The organism is Ktedonosporobacter rubrisoli, from assembly GCF_004208415.1.
GTDB classification, from domain to species: Bacteria; Chloroflexota; Ktedonobacteria; order Ktedonobacterales; family Ktedonobacteraceae; genus Ktedonosporobacter; species Ktedonosporobacter rubrisoli.
This window is the reverse complement of sequence record NZ_CP035758.1, coordinates 8,838,411-8,856,425: the sequence shown is the minus strand read 5'-3', so window position 1 is coordinate 8,856,425 and position 18,015 is coordinate 8,838,411. Positions and strand designations below refer to the sequence as shown.

Here is an 18,015-nt window from a genome sequence, read left to right as displayed (position 1 = left end):
TATTGTGGTACGACGGAGGGCTATACCCGCATTGTAAGCCCTGCCCCAAAACGATGTCAAACCACCTCATTCCAGAGCGCTGCACCACACGTCTCTACCTCTTCGGCCAAGGCCTCAACCTCGGCAAGTGTTGTACGAGGATTAATAAAACAGGGCCGAATGACATAATTTCCATTCACAAAGGTTGCCGAAGGAATGCAGCGGCCACGAGCCCGCACACGGGCAAGTATTGCTCGATTCAGCTGGTTAAGCAGTTCAGATGTTTTAGCATCACGCTGCTCTTGTAACGCGGGAGGCACATAGCGAAAACAGCAAATCGAAAGCGTCACAGGAGCCATAAGTTCCAGAGATGGCGCTTGCTGCACACGCTCAGCAAGAAAGCGCGCAAAGCTATTGTGACGATAAACGCGCGCGCGTATACCTTCCTCACCGACCTCTTTAAGGATAGACCAGACCTGAGCACCCCGCGCAGGCGCTGATTGCTCCACACCAAAATGATGATAGACATAGCCAAAATCATCAAATTGCGAGGTTATCACCTCGTCCTTTTGATAATCCGGCTGAGACTCCTCAATATATGCCGCAGATTCCAGCGTAAAGGCTCTTCCCAGCAAATTGCTATCGCGCACAAAGGCAGCGCCGCAGCCAATGGGAGCCGCTAACCACTTATGAGGATCAAGTACCAGCGAATCCGCTGCCGCGAGATCCCCATAGAGATGGGCAATGCGAGGATCGAGAACGCCTAACAGGCCATAAGCTCCATCAACATGGAGCCAGATGCCCTCATTCTTGCAAAAATCAGCCAGCTGTGGCAGTGGATCAATAGCGCCCGTATTCACAGTCCCAGCATTGGCAATTACTGCAACGGGGGTATAGCCTGCCAGGCGATCCCGTTTAAGCTGTTTGCTCAGCTCTCCTACATCCATACACATAGATTTATCAGTTGGAAGCAAGTACAACGCATTCCTACCAAGTCCCAGGATGCCTGCCGCCCGCATCACTACATGGTGTACCTCCTTAGAAGCATATATGCGAGGTTTTGGCAACGCCGCCACTCCCTGATAAGCCGCATCGATGCCAAGGCGCTCAGCTGCATACTGCCTGGCCGCGCCCAACCCCACAAGATTCGCCACCGATCCGCCGCTGGTAAACAAGCCTTGATAGCTGCCAGGAATCCCCACTAGCTGTGCCAGCCAGCGCAGGGCCAGAGCTTCTAGCAAGTTGTAGGCCTGAATGCCTTGATAGCCTGGACCTGAAACCAGGCTGGCGAAAGTAGTCGTGGCGGGAACAGTTGTCGTCGATGTCCCGATCCAACCCGAAAAGCCTGGATGTCCTAGTCGTACCCCATTGGGGATTACGACATCCCGCAAAATTTCCATAACGCCTTGAGCACCTACACCTTGTTTGGGCAAGGGCTCGTCGAGCAGAGCAGACCATTGGCCCTTTTGCCTTGCAGTCTTTTCAACTCCTTCAAAGAGCATAAACTTCTCTAGAGCAGGCAAAACGCCCTCAATTAGCGCTGTCAAACTTCCTGTTTCAGCATAGTCTCTCTCAGCAGGCACAGAAAAGTCATTGGTGTTCTCTTGCATTTTTATTTCTTTCTAGCTTTCTCTGCAGAGGAAAAGGTCCTTCCTTTAGCATAATCATTTGCGCTAGCACAGGCATATTTCTCTACGTACAGGTTCTCAGCCTGCCATGCGCTAGAGGAACATGCCCGAGCATGAGCGGAATCATTCCTCTGAAAGAAAGATCTTCCCGCTTGCCAGTAAAGCCTCTGGATGACGGAAACGCAACCAGAGCACATTCAGGATACCAACGACAAGCAGGAGAATATTGAAGTATAGAGCATAGCTTATTGGAGCCGGTGGCAGGGAAGTCACCAGATTGAACCAGACGAGGGCAAAAGCAATCGTGGGCACGAGCGGAACCAAAACATGCTTCAGAACATTGAATTCGGCCCGATGCTCACGCAGATAGAAAATCGGTGTACAGATACACACAATCACATAGGTGAGAATAGCAGAGATACCAATGGTGAAAACAAGCAAGGTAAAAGCCACCATTGGACCATATAGCAGCGATGGAATACTCGCGATAGCTACCATGGCTATCGCACAAAATATAATTGCTCCAGAGGGAGCCTGAAAACGGTTAAGGTGAGCAAAAATAGCGGGGAGAGAGCGCCCGCGCCCCATTGCATAAAACATGCGTGTAGATGCAATCAAACCACCATTAGCATTTGCCAGAGCGCTATTTAAGATTGCCAGGATTACCAGCAATTGAACAAGATCCCCGGCTTTTCCAGCCAGCGCGACCCAGGAATTGGTATCATAGTGCTGAATGTTGCTCTGCCCCCAGCCCACAACAGCGGCATATGAGCAAAATACAAAAAATAGACCAATACATACGGCCGAGAGCACAATCGCCAAAGGCACAATCTTGCGGGGGTTGCGGGCTTCTTCCGCTAAGGGTGCGCAGGACTCAAAGCCGCCAAAGGCCACAATAATGGGTAGCATGCCTAATAGTACACCTTGCCAACCTCCCCAGCCAGGTAAGGCGCTACTGGTGGGATTGAGAACGGCAAGAGTGTTGTTCCCGCCCGCATAGATGATAATCCAAATCGCAATCTCAATTGCGCCAAGAATGACCCCGATTCTTGCCGAGACTTTTATTCCCAGGTAGGCTACAAGGAAAATAATAACAGCAAAGAGCAGCATCCAAACGGGCCAACCCAAGGAAAAATGGGCAAGCTTTACTAGCAAACTATCGGTCTGGCTGGCTAAAATCACCAGCTTCATTGGCGCGATAAGCATATAGCCAAAGGCAAGGAACCATCCAACTACCCAACCAACTTTCACGCCAAGGGCTCGGCTTATATACGTCGCAATTCCACCAGCCGAAGGCAAATATTTGGCGAAAGAGCCTATACAAAAGGCTACCATAATACATATGAACAGAGCGAACAATGCTGCCAGAGGAAGAGTCATGCCAGTCAGAGGAACCGCCTGAGCAATGCTATTAGCCATACCAGTCGCCGGGGCCATGGTGGTAATTGATTGAAAAAGTACACCGCCAAGACCTATAGCATTGGGAAGCAAACTTCCTCTCGCAGGTTTACCTTGTGTAGACTCTTGCTCTGTAGAGACAGAAGATTCAAGGGACATACTAAACTCCTTCATCCTCAAAATAAGGAAAAATACAAAAGCTTTTTTGAGAAAGTTTTAAGTAGAGGAAACTTCATTGCGCGCCTGATCTTGCCAGGCTGCTTCGCTTGTGACCAGCAAACTAGCCGTAAACGCCAGGATAAGACAAATGACAGTCAGACCACCTACGAGCAATTGCCACCGCATATCCGTAAGGACATTCTCTGCCTCTGAGGCAGCAAAAACTACAACGAGCGCAAGCACACATACAAACGGGCCTATAAACATAGAGAGCCAGATCAAAGGCATCGGTACCTTCCGGCACTGATGAAATTTCTGACGGTCTCGTATATAGGCCACCAGTAAATTGATAAATATGACAAGCGTTGAGAGAGTCCACAGAAGAGTGAGCATAGCCAGGCAGACGCTGGCAACCACGGGACTCAGGGTTTGCGGATTTAATAGGGGTGTAATATATGGAAGGAAATAGATTACGGCAGCAAAAAGAAGCGCTAAAAGTGTTTGAAATAAGATTGCATTCACAGGAGCACGATTATGGTTCAGCTTGCACAATCCAAGAGGCAAGAAACGATCAACGCTAGCGACCATCAAGAGACGAGCAAATATGCTACTAGTAATCGCACATTTGACAGGATAAGCAGCAAGATTGATCACAGCCACAATATTGCCCACAGTCTTACCAAAGACCTGATCAGCCATATCAACGATAGCAAAGGGGCCAAGTATGGCGACACGAGGGCCTTCTATCAGTAGAACAGCCAGATTTACCATCACATATGAAAGAACAACAATAAGACTTCCCCAGAACAAATAGCGTGTGGGCGAAAATTTGCTGGTTGTCTCGGCTCCAGAAATTGCAGGAACATGCAATCCTAGATATGCCAGAGCTACAACCCCAAGCATGGACATATTCTGAGGCGAGATCGCCCATGCTCTGGAAGATGCTAGATCTGTAGCGGGTTGGTGCCCACCCAGAAGCCAGATCAGAGCAGCCAGGCCCACCAGGGCAACACTGAAAATATTTAGTAATACAACAATATTGACGACATTTTGAATTACGCGCAAACGCTGCAATGAAAATACGGCTACAAAAACGATCACACCTATTATTGATACGCCTTGCTGCCAGGGCTCAACAAACCAACCAGAATTGAGGCCGCGCAAAAAATAAAATGCCATGCTTAACACACCAACCATCCCAACCGGATTAGGTAGCCAGAAGAGGAGAGTGCAGAAGAAGCTCCAGAAGCGGCCAAGGCCTCTATAAGTCCAATTATATGTTGAGCCCTCATTTGGATACATTCTTCCCAGTTGTCCTACAGCAAGCAGGGCTGGCAGAAAGAAGCAGATCAGACCCAAGAACCAATAGAAAATAGATACTGGTCCAGCAGAGGAGACACGAATTGAGTTAACTACCAGAAAGACGACGGCTACAAAATTCATCGTCATATCAAAATTACCCAATACACCTGGTAAAACGCGGGGAATATAGGTTTCTGAATGAGGGGCATGTGGGTGAACAAGAGTCCTTTTGTTCATAAAACTATTTTTCTTCCCTGAAATATATAAGAAATAAAAGAATATCCATCTTCACAAAATGGATATTAAGATAAAATATGAGCATAACACTATAAAAGGAATATTTTATATTATCTACTCATATATTTTCTATCTATCAAAACGTTTCTCTAGTACGATAGCATGTATCTCCCCTCCGTGCTTGCAAATACTGTTGCTGAAAAATATGCTCAATAACAACTTTTGTGATCTAGCAAGTGCTACGCTTAAAATTTGTGTATAGAGCTATTTTACTGAGCAGTATTACTATGGACAAAATAACATAGTAGCGTTTACAAAGTCAATAACTTATTGAATATAAAAATTGTAAATTAGCATTGAGATACTACAGCAAACGCTCATCATCAATAAAGAGATTGTAGTCTATACTTACGATATAAGAATTACTATCATCTCTAATTTTCAAAAAGGCAATTGCAAGCAATACCATTTAATAGCATAAAAACAGGCTCTTCCATCAAAGGATAGAAACTGATCAGCATCCAGCAAAAGCCTATTAGCTTAGGAAAAGATAGAGGGAACACCGTCCAGGCTTGCCATACTGGTTTATTTGCCTATAGCATCAACGCGCTCAGTAGTGTACAATCGTAACCTGGACATAGCGCAGCACGTAAATAAATAAGAAAATAAGTACAGGCTTTCTCACCCTCATCAATAGATCAAAAGGTAGGATAAAATACGTGGCACGTTGCCTGAATCCGCACGCTGCTGGAGGACATGACAATCCAGACGGTACAATCTGCTGTCAGCGCTGCGACTTTCTGATCCAGGGAGCTCATATCGGCACCTATGAAGTTATAGGTTTTATCGGAGCAGGAAGTTATGGCTATGTCTACAAGGTAAGAGAAGATATTCCGCTTAGCCGCATTCTAGCCCTCAAAGTGCTTCGCATGGATAAACTTACAGCTAAAGCTCAGGCTAACTTCTTTCAGGAAGCGCGCCGTATCGCGACAATGCAGCATCCTAATATTCTCCCCGTCTATAACTTCGGCCAGCTAAAAGAAAATGAGCAACCATACATCGTGATGGAATATGCTCCCCAAACCATTTTAGATCTTTTCCGTCGTTCGGATGGCAGCCGGCGCCTGGCCTTTGCTGAGGAACTCATTCCTTATGTACAGCAGGCCGCCGATGCCTTACATTATGTCCACAATACTGGCCTGGTCCACCAAGATGTCAAACCTGGCAACCTCTTAATCGGGCGCAGCGGACAAATCCTGCTTTCTGATTTCGGTACCACTTTCTACCTCGGCATGCAAACGCACGCATCTCTTGGCGAGGTAACGGGAACGGCAGCTTATATGCCGCCCGAACAGTGGCAAGGTCATCCACGCCGCGATTCGGATCAGTATGCCCTTGCTATCTGCTGCTATGAGTTGCTGGCCGGACGAACGCCTTTTGTCTATTCTCGCCTTGAGGATATGTGGAATGCTCACTTGCGAGAAGTTCCGCCCATGCCGCAAAAATGGAACCCGCGCATTCCAGTGGAGGTTTCGGCAATTCTTATGCGCGCCATGGCCAAGGATTACCGCCAGCGCTACCACAACATTATCGAATTTGCCGAGCAATATGCCGAAGCCGTACAGACAGCACTCCAACGCTATGTCTGTCTAGCCTGCGGACAGCAGAACCGTAGTGGAGCTCAGCGCTGCAACTTCTGTGGCACAGACAATGATAATCGCTACTGTCCCTACTGCAGCGCCCCCATTCGCTTTGGGCAACGCTGCTGCTCAGCCTGCGGTCGTCTCTCCATCACACTCGGCCAGGTCCTGCATAGTCCGTTGGTAGGCATCAGCGTACGTCAGGGACGCTATACTATCCAGCGCGTGCTTAAGCAAAGCGAGGATGCGCGCATCACTGTCGCAGCCGCCGAAGACGAACAGGCTAACGGGCAGCCCGTGGTGCTCAAGCGCTGGGAATGCTCAGCCGGACCGCTGGCTAATCGAGCCCGCGATGTGGCCCATTATGAGCAGGCAACTCAGCAGCTCGCCCGCCTGCGCCATCCGATGGTTCCGGCCGTGCTCGACCGCTTTGCCGAAGGAAAGCACTATTATATGGTGTTAGCCTATATCGATGGGGAAAGTTTGGCAGAACGTTTACAACGCACGCTGCGCCCAATCTCTGAGCACGATGCTCTCAACTATATGAATATGCTGCTCAACACGCTTATAGCCCTTGAGCAACAGCGACCGCCTCTACGGCACTACGATATCTCACCGGCCACTATAATTATCGAGCGGGGACGGGGCCGTGTCATGCTTACCGGCTTTCAGATTCCCCTGGCGCCCCTTACCAGAGCACCGGCTAACGCGGCAAGAAGCGGGAGGCGTACAACACGCAAGCTGATAATCTCACCCTATCTACCAGTGCAGGATAAGCCTTACGATCAGCGAACCTGCATCTATGCGCTAGCCGCCAGCATGCATCACGCTCTTACCAATATGGCTCCGCCGCATTATCCAACCTATCCGCCAGTACGCATGCTCAATCCAGCTATCTCGTCAAACCTTGAAGCGATTCTAAGCCGTGCTCTGCTAGAAGATAACACGGCTCGCTACCAGGATTATCTTGCGCTGAAACGCGATATCCAGCGCCTATTGTAACAGCTTAGCCACGCTGCTCAATAGGCACATAGGGCGTCACTTTCGGTCCCACATACTCTGCGCGCGGTCGAATCAGGCGATTATTCGCATATTGTTCCAGAACGTGGGCAGTCCAGCCACTAATACGGCTACAAGCAAAGATAGGCGTATCCAGATCGACAGGCATGCCCATCGTATAGTAGACCGAGGCTGAATAGAAATCGACGTTTGCGTTGAGACCCTTATGCTGTTTAATGTATTCTTCAATGATCCGGGACATCTCGTACCAGCGTGTATCACCGGCGCGCTCGCCGAGCTCTTTCGACATGGCACGCAAATGCGTCGCACGCGGATCTTCAGTCCGATAGACGCGATGCCCGAATCCCATGATGCGCTCTTTGCGCGCTAAAGCATCCTGGATATAAGCCTCCGCGCCTCCAACATCGCCAATCCGCAGGAGCATGCGCATCACCTGTTCATTAGCACCACCATGTAAGGGACCTGAGAGGGCACTAATGGCGGCAGTAACGGCCGCATACATATTCGCTAGAGTCCCAGCCGCCACGCGCGCGGCGAAAGTAGAGGCATTGAGCTCATGATCCGCATGCAGAATTAAGGCGACATCTAATACGTGCGCCGTGTAGTCATCTGGCATCTTTCCAGTCAGCATGTAGAGAAAATTCGTAGCATGCGACTTATCAGCCAGGGGCGCAAGCGGCTCTCTTCCATTGCGGATATTCTCCCAGCTGGCCACAATCGTTGGCATAGCCGCAGTCAAACGAATAGCGCGCCCCAGGTTGCTCTCAGCATCGCCGGAGGACTCGGCATCAAATGCGGCAAGGGCCGAAATGGAGGTACGCAAAACCTCCATGGGAGAAGATTTTGGCGGCAGAAGCCAGAGCAGATCGATGAAACGCTTCGGCAGCGACCGGCTAGCATTTAGTTGCGCCTTCAGTTCTTCAAGCTGCCCTTGCGTGGGTAACTGACCATGCCAGAGCAGATATGCGGTCTCTTCAAATGACGAATATTTAGCGAGGTCGTGAACATCAACACCGAAGTATGTCAGCTTTCCGAGCTTACCATCGATGTCGCAGATACGCGAGTTAGCCGCTACAACGTCTTCAAGACCTTCGGTTGTTGTGGACATAGAAGATCCTTTCGGAGGAAGTAGGCTTCACTTCTGGTGGTTACAGGCTGAGACCCATCATAGGCCACGTCCGCTTCCACGGCGAAGCAGAAACTGATACCATTCCAACCAAAAGCGGTTGTGTAAAATATTATAGTCGCCTCAAATTAACGGTGTCAACGAAACCAGCTAACAAGCGAGCAAAAATTTAAATGGAGACGACAATGCCCACTCCTATCTCTGGCAAGATAGGCCTCCTCCGGACTTGAGGGTTACAGGCTAGCCAAGTACCTTGATATAGTGTTCGATGAGCAGACGTCTGGCCTCGGCCTCACCGATCTGGTGAGCCAGTTGCTCCTGGCAGGCGCTTGCATGCTCAAGACGCGCATTGATAAAATCGTGGCGCGCAGCTCCCAACGCCAGGCCATTTAAGCCTAGCTGAGCGGCCTCAAGCTCCTGGTCAATTTGCGAGAGTAAGCGAGCCACTTCACTGCAATTCTCCGTATCGCTCATACAATGATGATCCTTCTTTACTACACTGACGATCCTCATTCGCCCGTAGCTCTATAGCTTATCTCAGCTACAGAGAAGCGGGCGCACAATGCCTTTACAGAGTACCGCATACAATGCCCGGCAGCACACCACTGCTTGCCGTCCGGTCATATGCGCGGCATTGCCCAGGGATCGCGCCACAGACAGCTATGCTTCTTGAGACCCTGGTCCATTGTTGCCAATATATCTACAGCTTTCGCGCTCAATTAACGTCGTTGGTAAGACTACACGAGCAGGCGTATAAGATGTGCGTTGCTTTATCCTTTCGAGCAACAGCGAGACACTTACCTGACCCATCTCTTTTACCGGTTGAGCAATAGTTGTTAGCGCTGGATACATGGCTGCAGCTAGAAAGATATCATCAAAACCGATAACTGAGATGTCCGCCGGAACGCTAAGACAAGCTTTACGTAGCGCATTCATAGCGCCAAGCGCCATGAGATCGTTAGCTGCAAAAACTGCTGTGATCCCTGGCAGTTCTTGCAATAATCTGGCCATGGCTTGCTCGCCGCTGGCGTAACGAAAATCAGCCTGAATGATGGCACGCTCTGATAGTTCTATCCCACCCTCTTGCAAAGCACGACGAAAGCCTTTTAAACGATAGCTACTCGACGTTGCCTCGCCCGGACCACTGATGCAACCGACACACCGATGTCCCAGGCTGGCCAGATGCTGCCCTGCCAGATAGCCTCCCAATTCATTGTCAGCGCTTACCTGATCCACAGGCCAATCGCTCAGCCCACGATCGACAATCACCACAGGTAATCCCTCGCTGGAAGCGGCCTCCAGAGCTCCATGATAATTCCCCGCAGGAATCAGGATGAGCCCATCTATCTGCCGAGAAAGCAAAACCCGCATGTAACTTGTTTCTTTTGTCGCCGATGCTTCTGAATTACAAAGGATCAGATTGTAGCCCCTGGAAAATCCCGCCTCTTCTATCACGTGGGCCAGTTCTGCAAAGAACGGGTTCGCGTTATCAGGCACAAGCAAGCCAATAATATTTGTCTCGCCACGCCGTAGGCTGCGCGCAAGTGCGTTTGGTCGATATCCAAGCGCATCAATCGCCGCGCATACACGCTCTCTCGTGCCCTGATCAACAAAGCGCGTCCCATTAATTACATGTGAGACTGTACTCGCTGATACCTGGGCATAAAGTGCAACATCCCGAATAGTCGCCATAGTCCCTCACACAATACCCCTGCAGCACAGCTAACAACTGCTGACCAATAGTAATTTTTGGTGAGCTATTGCCTTGCTCATTCGCGCCGCCTCTAGAGATTCTTTTTTGCCTAGAAAACGTTTGCGCAAACGATTGCCTGAACACTATATCCCAGGAAATCCGAGCTTGTCAAGGAATTTCTGGCCAAGGACGCAACAAAACAAGGCCTGAAGAGACTTATTCTTTCTGAATATACCTGCTTCGGCCTTGCCAGAAGGAAGCCTGGCAATAGTCGTATTTTTCAAAATATGGTACACTAGCCCAAACCAGTACAAAGTGAGGCAGCCCATGGACAAGCTCGCGCGCGATGATGAGGAACTCCTTATCGCCCGCAGCAAGCGCGGAGATGTAAATGCATTTAACCAGCTGATTTTGCACTATCAGCCGATTATGTTCAGCGCCATCTTTCGCCTGCTTGGAGACTACGATACAGCTGCCGATATTACGCAAGATGCCTTTCTTGCTGCTTTTCGGGGCGTTCAGACCTATCGCGGAGGAAGTTCCTTCCGGGCCTGGTTATTGCGTATTGGTACCAACCTGGTCTACGATCATTGGCGCCGCATCCAGCGCCGGCCAGCCGAGTCGTTAGAATTATTGACAGAAGAGGACGAACCCCACTCGTCAGAATCTTTGAGCGCCCTGATCACTACAGGGATAGAGGATAATCCCGAAGAGAGCTTGCTTTCCCAGGAGTTACAAGGCTTAATACAGCAAGCGTTAGAGCAGCTCCCCTTTGACCAGCGTACAGCCATTGTGCTTTGTGATATCCAGGGCCTCTCCTATGAGGAAGTGGCTGCCGCGACACAGGCCACGCTTGGCACCGTTCGCTCGCGCATCTCACGAGGGCGAACACGCTTGCGCCAATATTTATACCAATATAGGGAACTTTTACCACGGGACTATCGTCTTACCAAAAGTAGTCAAGAACCTCCTCCTCTGGAAGGAGGGGTGGAGAGATGAAGAGGGCTAAGGCTTGTCTTCTCTTGTATTCCTCCTTTGGAGGTAAATCTTTCTTCCTGCGGCTTAGCCTGTGGGAATCCAGAAGTGGAAGTATCGATGGATGATACCATAACGGAGAATTCGCGTGGCACAATTTGATCGGCACATGACAAATGAGCAGCTTTCAGCATTCCTTGATGGGCAACTTGCCTCTGAGGAGCAAGCACAGTGGGATTCCCACCTGAAAACCTGTGAACAGTGCCAGCAAGAGCTAGCCAATCTCCGGCAGGTGGTAGCGTTATTGCATGCTCTCCCCCAGCCGCAGCTGCCGCGATCGTTCGTGCTACCTGCTGATAGTTCCGTAAGCATTGCTACAGAACATCAGGTCAAGGAAAAGGTGCCGTCTCAGCCAGCTCGTCGCCAGGGCTGGCCAACCTCTGTGCGCTATACGATCCGTACCCTCAGTACGCTGGCTGCTGTGATCGGCATCTTTTTTCTCCTCTCCAGTATGATCACTTTTCCATTGCCCCAGACAGCCGGCACTGTAGCATCAAGCGTGCCTACAAACTCAGGCGGCAGTGCTGATAGCCATGTAGCGACATCAGGAACAGTTGAGGCATCTGCTACCTATGCAGCTTCGGCAGCCAATACGATGAGCGCAAATGATCATCCAGAGCGTACGCAGGCCACACCAGAAGCCTCGCCAGCTGCACAGGCTAAGAAGGAACCTGCCAGCCCGCCTCACGCCTTTGGTCCGCAACTTACAGGTTTACCAGTGCACCCAGTATTCGATCTCAGCACACAAGCGGGACGCATCAGGCTGGGGCTTCTCCTGCTTGCTGTAGGCATCCTTGGCTTTGTCCTGCTTACGCTTCACGCCCGCGGGCTGCTTCACTTTAAACGCCGCAATTAGACCAAACGGCTTTGCTTCAAAGTCAGTCTTTATTAACGGGACGCCTCTCACCTGAAAGAGACGCCCCAGTTTTTGGCCAGTCTGGCGAAGTAAAGCTTCGGGCTTCCAGAGCGCTAGCTTTGATCCCAGAAGCTATGTTTGCCAATCCGGTTTATTGCATCACTTCTCAGTTTTCTGTATATTCCTACTAGAAGTATCTATAATTTTGCGCAATTTTCAGCATTCTGGTAGCTCTATAATAGCCTCTCCTCATCCGCTATAAGCAAAGCAAGACGGTTGGGGCGTTGGCTTGCATAAGCTACCAAACCTATTATGATTTGAGGCTTTTTACTCATGAATAGCACGCTTTTGCTGCTTCCCCCGATCATCAATGTGATCGTAACAGGTCTGTTCGCGGGCGTGATACTACGTCAATTTATCAGTCGCCGCCGCATATATCAGCTCTACTGGAGCATGGCGCTCCTGATGGCGTTTTTCGCGACTGTGGCCTATATGTGTATGATCTTCACAGGGCCAACTAGCTTTGCCGGCACTATACTTTTTCGCATCTACTATATTCTCGGAGGCGCCCTTACGCCGGCCTGGCTCGGTCTGGGCAGCGTAGCTCTGGTAAGTAATGGCAAGATCACGCGTATTTATCTTACCCTTCTCTATCTCTTGAGTGTCCTGGCCACCTTTTTTATCTTCTTCGCCAGCATTAACATGCCTGTCCTCAGCCAGATTGTGGGAACGCCGGGCACCGGCACTCTGCGCCCGGGACCCTGGCTGGTCTTCCTGATTATTCTCAATACGCTGGGTGTAGTGACGGTCGTAGGAGTGGCTATCTACTCTGGCTGGAAATTGTTGCGCAAGCAACAAAGCCTGGGCGCTGGCTTACGTACCAGCAACGTTCTATGGGCAAATATCCTGATTTTGGTTGGAGATCTCTTCAATGCGGCCGCTGGCACGCTAGCGCGGGTGCTTGGTCTTGAGAATATTTTCTGGCTTATCATGGCCCTGGGTTGGATTATTCTCTTTATTGGCGTCTTGCTGGCCAGCCGACGTTCAAGCGCCGCCCGGCCAACCTCTCCAACGCCCGATGCTCATTCCCAGCAAAGCGTGCCCTCCTGAAGTCTTCCCTCGCCAGCTCAATCTCTAAGCTTGCCCAATAGCAGCAATAGGACCCCTTTGCGGAGAAGGGGCCCTATACTTTAATAAGATCGTATCAGCTCTTCACTTGCAACTCGCCAAGGGTGACATTGACAGTCATTTGTTGGTTGCCACGATAAATCTTCACTGCAACCTTATCGCCAGGATTCTTGCTCGCCAGAATATCGGCAAGCACTGTAGTATCAGTCACCTGCTGATTATCAATCTGGACGATGACATCACCAGGACGCAAGCCTGCTTGAGCCGCCGACTGGCCATTTGTCACATTGACAATCAGGGCGCCGAAATCAACGGCAAGGTTATCCTGTGCCGCGACCGTGGGATCGACCGCCGCAACGCTAACGCCAAGACCAGCCCGTCCACTGTGTGTCACTGCCCCATTCTGGATGATCTGCGGCACGATAAAGCTTACCCGGTTGACAGGAATGGCAAAGCCTACGCCATTGGCAGGTGTATTAAATTCGGGATCGACGGCGGCCAGGGTTGGTATCCCAATCAAATTGCCCTTTAAATCCACGAGCGCTCCACCGCTATTGCCAGGGTTGATGGGAGCATCTGTCTGAATGGCATTAGGAATAACTGTTCCACCAGACTCATCGACACGTCGTCCCAGCGCACTGATAATACCATTTGTCACGGTCTGCGTAATCCCTAAAGGATTGCCTACCGCCAATACGTCTTGCCCTACCTGAAGCTTAGAAGAATCGCCGAGGGTAGCTACTACCATCTTGGCAGGCGGGTTGATCTTTATAACGGCAAGATCATCGGCAGCATCCGTGCCCACCAACTGAGCATCCAGCTTGGCTCCATCGTACAACACTACCTGCATACGCTGAGCGCCCTCAACTACGTGATTATTGGTTACAATATAGCCACGTTTATCAATGATTACGCCCGAACCAATTCCTCCACCTCTTGCTGTCGCAACATTGACTTGCACAACAGCTGGCCGTACCTTGGCGATCACAGCTACCCGCACTGCTTCTATATTATTGTTCCCAGAAACAGGAGGAACCGTAACCTGGGGACTAGCTCCCGGCTGCAGCGTTGCCTCTGGTGCAGGTGCCGCCATGGTAGAACTTTTAAACTGCCAGCCGGCAAACAGACCCACGCCAAAGACCAGGAGAAGGGCTACAACAAGGGCAATAATAGCTCCCGTGCGCAGACCACTTCTGTGAGGCGTTCTATCGGGCATCTTCGTCCCTCCACCTGGCGCAGTTTGCTGCTGTTGTTGTGGCTGCGGCTGCGGCGCTGGTTGCCCGCCTGATGCAGGCTGATAGGGTTGCGTCGGTTGATAAAGAGACGAGTCATCATTAATATTCGAGTATGACATCTTTACAGGCCTCCCATGCTCTCGATCTTTCATTCATTCACTACCAGGCACACATTCTTAACACGCTTTTCTTTTTACCTACGTATATTGTACTGACGCATTTTCAGAAAACTTTGAGGAATTTGTAAAAAATTTGTATAGCTAACCTTATCTAGCGTCAATCACCTTGACAGGCTTTTCATCCCTATGCTTCGCTACTGCCGAATACTGCAGCTTTTGTTGCCAGGCTTATCGTCAATCCGAAAAATGCTCTTGCCTATCAGAGCATCCTCAACGTTTTGCAGGCCTGGGAGCAGCTATGCCTGTCTGGCCAAACGTCCAGGCGATGACTTCATTAACCGTCGCTATTGGCGCGTCCCTACCTCTTGATAATGCTATAGCGGCACTTAAAAACAGCTCAAGCAGGCAAGGACGCCCTTTCGGGCTCCGAAGCACTGGCTGCTTCGCTCGCTCGCGACATAATTTGCTTGATCGTAATGTCCCCCTAACAATCCTACTTTTGAGAATAAGAAAGCCCAGGCCATATAGCAATATAGCATGAAGGACTTGCCCATACTGGCCGAGAATGAGATAATGTTGAAACTAATAGGGCAGAAATTAGCAAGGTCGAACAATAAACTGAAAAAGGTAGGGGAGCGAACCTATCCTTCCCGAGGACAGACATTTGAGTGAACAACAAAGCCAACAAGTAACCGCGAGTGAGATCGAATGTATACGCAAGCAAGCTCATGAGCATTTGCAAGCTAAACGCTGGTCTCAGGCAGGCGAAACTTTTTTACAGCTCCTCGATCATAACATGCAGGACGAGGATGCATTACTTGGCATAGCTATTTCTCTTGATGGGATAGGCCGCTTTGAATCGCTATATGCTACGGCCCAACACATCCTTGAGGTCAATCCCACTTCGGCGCTCGGTCTGGCCTATAAGGCCCGCGCGCTCCAAAAACTTGAACGCTTCTCAGAAGCCACTATCGCTAATGACCAGGCTCTTTTACTTGACACACATTTGCCGTTGGCCTGGATTAACCGCAGTGGTCTGCAGCTGCTCCAACAAAAATTTCCCGAAGCGCTGCGCAGTGCTGAACGTGCCGTGCAACTCGCGCCGGGCGACGCGCGCGCCTGGGCCAATAAAGGGGTTGCCCTATTCAACCTCAATTTCCTGCCAGAAGCTTTAGAGGCCTTTGAGCAAAGTCTGGCGCAGGACGAGCAGTATTTATTCTCGCTCCAAATGAAGGGTGAGGCGCTGCTTAAACTCAGGCGCATGCCCGAGGTTATTGCAACGGCCCGCAAGGCTCTGCAAGTCAATCCTACCGATCTGGCGGCCCTGACCCAGGCAGCTCAGGCCCTGCGCTCCCTGGAGCTATACAATTCCCTGGTAGAAATCACGAAAGAGCTGCTCAAGCTCGCACCTGATAATCTCTTTGCCCACGAAAACTATATGCGTGGCTTGCGAGGCCTTGGTCGCTATGAGGAAGCCACTGAAGCCTTGGATCGTCTACTGGAGCTTGACGCAACCAATGTGCGCTTCTGGACCTTAAAAGCCGATACGCTCTACCGCCTGGAACGGTATCGAGAGGCTACGCGCGCAGCAGAGCAGGCCGTGCGCCTCGATGAGGAATACCCTCCCGCGCGCCGCATTCGCGAAAAAGCCGTAAAGATGATGTACCAGAAAAAAGTACGCTCCCCTCGTCAGAGCTCGCACTCGTAGCTCCATTTCTTGTGCGATAGTCAGGGCAAAACAGCTGCCGGGACTTAAAGCAATTGATCAAGGGTAGGCAAGAGCAAATCATCTTTATGCTCCAGCAAGAGAGGGCGTAGACGTTCAGCCGCCACCAGGCGAATACGGCGCTGGTGCTGTTCATAGCGTGCAAGATCATCAGGTTGCAGACCCGTTACCTCAACCCAGGGCATCAGCGTTTCCATACCCACTGGCGGTTGCTCGAACCAGATCCAGACATTCATCTCCCATTTTTCCGGCCGAGGAATATCGAATAAGATTTCATAATCAGCGATCTCGGTATTCAGGGCACTGGCTAGCTCAGCGGTCAGCGCTTTCTCGATGCGTCTGCGCCGTTCCGCGTCCCAGAAAAGCGCTTCGAGACGGTGGAAAAGGCGCCCGGCCAGGCGACTTACCTCAAGGATCTCTTTGTAAGGACGGCGTAGTTTCAGGGCCTCGGCCAGAGCACGGGAGCTAGCTGGCATCTGGGGTTCCAAAAGAGCCATCAGCAAAGACTCATCGTCGTGTCCCACAAGTTGTTCAGCCGTGATGTTTCCCTCAGTAAGGGCATCCTGTACGGCCCTGACAAGCATGATTTGCAAAGCCCGAATAGTATGGTGCCAGTAGATGTTATCAAACATTTCCTGCCTGGCATGCAGCAAGGAATGGAGCGGGCTGATTCCTTTGTGCGTTACCACAATCTGGCGCTGTCCACGCACATCAGGATGCACGCGTAAGGCTCCCAGCAGGCGCGATACATCAACACCGCCATAGGGAACATTACAGCCCCGCGCATCGCGTGGCAGATAATCAAGTTTGTCGACATCCAGCGCCCCACTGAGCAAATGGCTCAAAAGGGCATCATCTTCAGGCCAGCGCGTCGATTTCTGTGGATCAATAAAATTGGCCACGCGATCTGGTGCGAGCTGATAATCCCGCTCCAAAATCGTAGCAATCTCGCTTTTTTCGATAATTGAGCGCCCTACCTGCTCATGACGCACAATAGGATGGCCCAGTTCTTCTATAGTATGCGAATAGGGATAATGTCCAATATCATGCAATAGAGTAGCTACTACCAGAGCCTGTATGCTCTTTACCGAAACTCCATCCAGCCCGCCCGCTTCCCCCCGCTGCAATAACGCCCTTAATGCTCTTACAGCCAGGTGGTAGCTTCCCAGACTATGCTCATAACGCGTATGCGTCGCCCCCGGCCAGACCCGGTAGACAAAACCAAGCTGCTTCACTTGCTGAAGGCGCAAAAAGGGCTGCGTACTAATCAATTTTTCTTCCCGCGGCCCCAGCGGAATGAGCTCATAGAGGCTATCGCGTACCGTCGATGTAGGGCGCATATCGGGCAATAAAGGCAGATTTTCCGCGTCTACCCAGAACTGCCTCATTTCTGCCCCTACCACAACAGTATCAGCTGATAGTTCAGTTTCCGGCATTTGATGTTTTGAGTGAGCGCCTTTAGAACGCTCTGTGCGTGTATCCATAGCCCAAATTGTATCAGATAAGCCGAGGGAAAGTCTATGAAGTCTTTGGGATAGGTTACTGGCTTGCCAGCTTCCAGCCCGGGCTAGCACTTAGCTCCTCATCTTTTGAGGATTGGCAGGCTCCAAACCTGCCAATTGTCTCTAGCCATCGAGATATGCATCAGTATATACTGGTAAAGAATGGCAGGCCCGGATGAGGCAGGATATATCACTCCTGTCACATCTTATCTTCAGAAGGCATACAAGCTAC

The 18,015-nt window shown here is 50.6% G+C and carries 13 protein-coding genes; 5 read left to right on the top strand and 8 right to left on the bottom strand.

Annotated features, from left to right (window positions below; translation table 11 throughout):
• Positions 1-56: 56 nt before the first annotated feature.
• The 3 genes from EPA93_RS38370 to EPA93_RS38360 form a co-directional block, all read right to left on the bottom strand.
• The gene (locus EPA93_RS38370) at positions 57-1,589 is read right to left on the bottom strand and encodes a pyridoxal phosphate-dependent decarboxylase family protein (RefSeq protein WP_129892586.1); all 1,533 of its coding nucleotides are present in this window, start codon (positions 1,587-1,589) and stop codon (positions 57-59) included.
• Between the two features lie 141 nt (positions 1,590-1,730).
• Complete coding sequence (locus EPA93_RS38365; RefSeq protein ID WP_165423684.1) at positions 1,731-3,164, bottom strand: APC family permease; 1,434 nt, start codon at positions 3,162-3,164, stop codon at positions 1,731-1,733.
• 57 nt (positions 3,165-3,221) lie between these two features.
• The gene (locus tag EPA93_RS38360) at positions 3,222-4,703 is read right to left on the bottom strand and encodes an APC family permease (RefSeq protein ID WP_129892584.1); all 1,482 of its coding nucleotides are present in this window, start codon (positions 4,701-4,703) and stop codon (positions 3,222-3,224) included.
• Between the two features lie 719 nt (positions 4,704-5,422).
• Between EPA93_RS38360 and EPA93_RS38355 the strand changes: the two genes are divergently transcribed.
• The gene (locus EPA93_RS38355; RefSeq protein ID WP_129892583.1) at positions 5,423-7,345 is read left to right on the top strand and encodes a protein kinase domain-containing protein; all 1,923 of its coding nucleotides are present in this window, start codon (positions 5,423-5,425) and stop codon (positions 7,343-7,345) included.
• A gap of 4 nt (positions 7,346-7,349) precedes the next feature.
• Here EPA93_RS38355 and EPA93_RS38350 read toward each other — a convergent pair whose 3' ends face one another.
• The 3 genes from EPA93_RS38350 to EPA93_RS38340 form a co-directional block, all read right to left on the bottom strand.
• Positions 7,350-8,471 (bottom strand): citrate synthase, encoded by a 1,122-nt coding sequence (locus tag EPA93_RS38350; protein WP_129892582.1) that lies wholly within the window; start codon positions 8,469-8,471, stop codon positions 7,350-7,352.
• Positions 8,472-8,729: 258 nt separating this feature from the next.
• A complete protein-coding gene (locus EPA93_RS38345) occupies positions 8,730-8,963 on the bottom strand; it encodes a hypothetical protein (protein WP_129892581.1) in 234 nt (77 codons plus the stop codon).
• Positions 8,964-9,149: 186 nt separating this feature from the next.
• The gene (locus tag EPA93_RS38340) at positions 9,150-10,181 is read right to left on the bottom strand and encodes a LacI family DNA-binding transcriptional regulator (protein WP_129892580.1); all 1,032 of its coding nucleotides are present in this window, start codon (positions 10,179-10,181) and stop codon (positions 9,150-9,152) included.
• 328 nt (positions 10,182-10,509) lie between these two features.
• Here EPA93_RS38340 and EPA93_RS38335 point away from each other — a divergent pair, with 328 nt between their 5' ends.
• The 3 genes from EPA93_RS38335 (at position 10,510) to EPA93_RS38325 (ending at position 13,183) form a co-directional block, all read left to right on the top strand.
• Positions 10,510-11,181: a sigma-70 family RNA polymerase sigma factor gene (locus tag EPA93_RS38335; RefSeq protein ID WP_129892579.1), complete on the top strand. Its 672-nt coding sequence runs from the start codon at positions 10,510-10,512 to the stop codon at positions 11,179-11,181.
• Between the two features lie 124 nt (positions 11,182-11,305).
• Positions 11,306-12,073 carry an anti-sigma factor family protein gene (locus EPA93_RS38330; protein ID WP_129892578.1) on the top strand — a complete coding sequence of 256 codons (768 nt, stop codon included), beginning with the start codon at positions 11,306-11,308 and terminating at the stop codon, positions 12,071-12,073.
• 333 nt (positions 12,074-12,406) lie between these two features.
• Complete coding sequence (locus EPA93_RS38325) at positions 12,407-13,183, top strand: hypothetical protein (RefSeq protein WP_129892577.1); 777 nt, start codon at positions 12,407-12,409, stop codon at positions 13,181-13,183.
• 94 nt (positions 13,184-13,277) lie between these two features.
• Here EPA93_RS38325 and EPA93_RS38320 read toward each other — a convergent pair whose 3' ends face one another.
• Positions 13,278-14,555: a S1C family serine protease gene (locus tag EPA93_RS38320; RefSeq protein WP_242527225.1), complete on the bottom strand. Its 1,278-nt coding sequence runs from the start codon at positions 14,553-14,555 to the stop codon at positions 13,278-13,280.
• Between the two features lie 664 nt (positions 14,556-15,219).
• On the opposite strand from EPA93_RS38320, the gene EPA93_RS38315 reads away from it, so the two are divergent.
• Entirely contained in the window at positions 15,220-16,263 is a 1,044-nt protein-coding gene (locus EPA93_RS38315) for a tetratricopeptide repeat protein (protein ID WP_129892575.1), read from the top strand.
• Positions 16,264-16,307: 44 nt separating this feature from the next.
• Here EPA93_RS38315 and EPA93_RS38310 read toward each other — a convergent pair whose 3' ends face one another.
• A complete protein-coding gene (locus EPA93_RS38310; RefSeq protein ID WP_129892574.1) occupies positions 16,308-17,765 on the bottom strand; it encodes an HD domain-containing protein in 1,458 nt (485 codons plus the stop codon).
• Between the last annotated feature and the right edge of the window lie 250 nt (positions 17,766-18,015).

Bases quoted from the DNA above. Each gene is read 5' to 3' on its own strand.
- EPA93_RS38370 (WP_129892586.1), bottom strand. From the start codon at position 1,589: ATGCAAGAGAACACCAATGACTTTTCTGTGCCTGCTGAGAGAGACTAT.
- EPA93_RS38365 (WP_165423684.1), bottom strand. From the start codon at position 3,164: ATGTCCCTTGAATCTTCTGTCTCTACAGAGCAAGAGTCTACACAAGGT.
- EPA93_RS38360 (WP_129892584.1), bottom strand. From the start codon at position 4,703: ATGAACAAAAGGACTCTTGTTCACCCACATGCCCCTCATTCAGAAACC.
- EPA93_RS38350 (WP_129892582.1), bottom strand. From the start codon at position 8,471: ATGTCCACAACAACCGAAGGTCTTGAAGACGTTGTAGCGGCTAACTCG.
- EPA93_RS38345 (WP_129892581.1), bottom strand. From the start codon at position 8,963: ATGAGCGATACGGAGAATTGCAGTGAAGTGGCTCGCTTACTCTCGCAA.
- EPA93_RS38340 (WP_129892580.1), bottom strand. From the start codon at position 10,181: ATGGCGACTATTCGGGATGTTGCACTTTATGCCCAGGTATCAGCGAGT.
- EPA93_RS38335 (WP_129892579.1), top strand. From the start codon at position 10,510: ATGGACAAGCTCGCGCGCGATGATGAGGAACTCCTTATCGCCCGCAGC.
- EPA93_RS38325 (WP_129892577.1), top strand. From the start codon at position 12,407: ATGAATAGCACGCTTTTGCTGCTTCCCCCGATCATCAATGTGATCGTA.
- EPA93_RS38320 (WP_242527225.1), bottom strand. From the start codon at position 14,555: ATGTCATACTCGAATATTAATGATGACTCGTCTCTTTATCAACCGACG.
- EPA93_RS38310 (WP_129892574.1), bottom strand. From the start codon at position 17,765: ATGGATACACGCACAGAGCGTTCTAAAGGCGCTCACTCAAAACATCAA.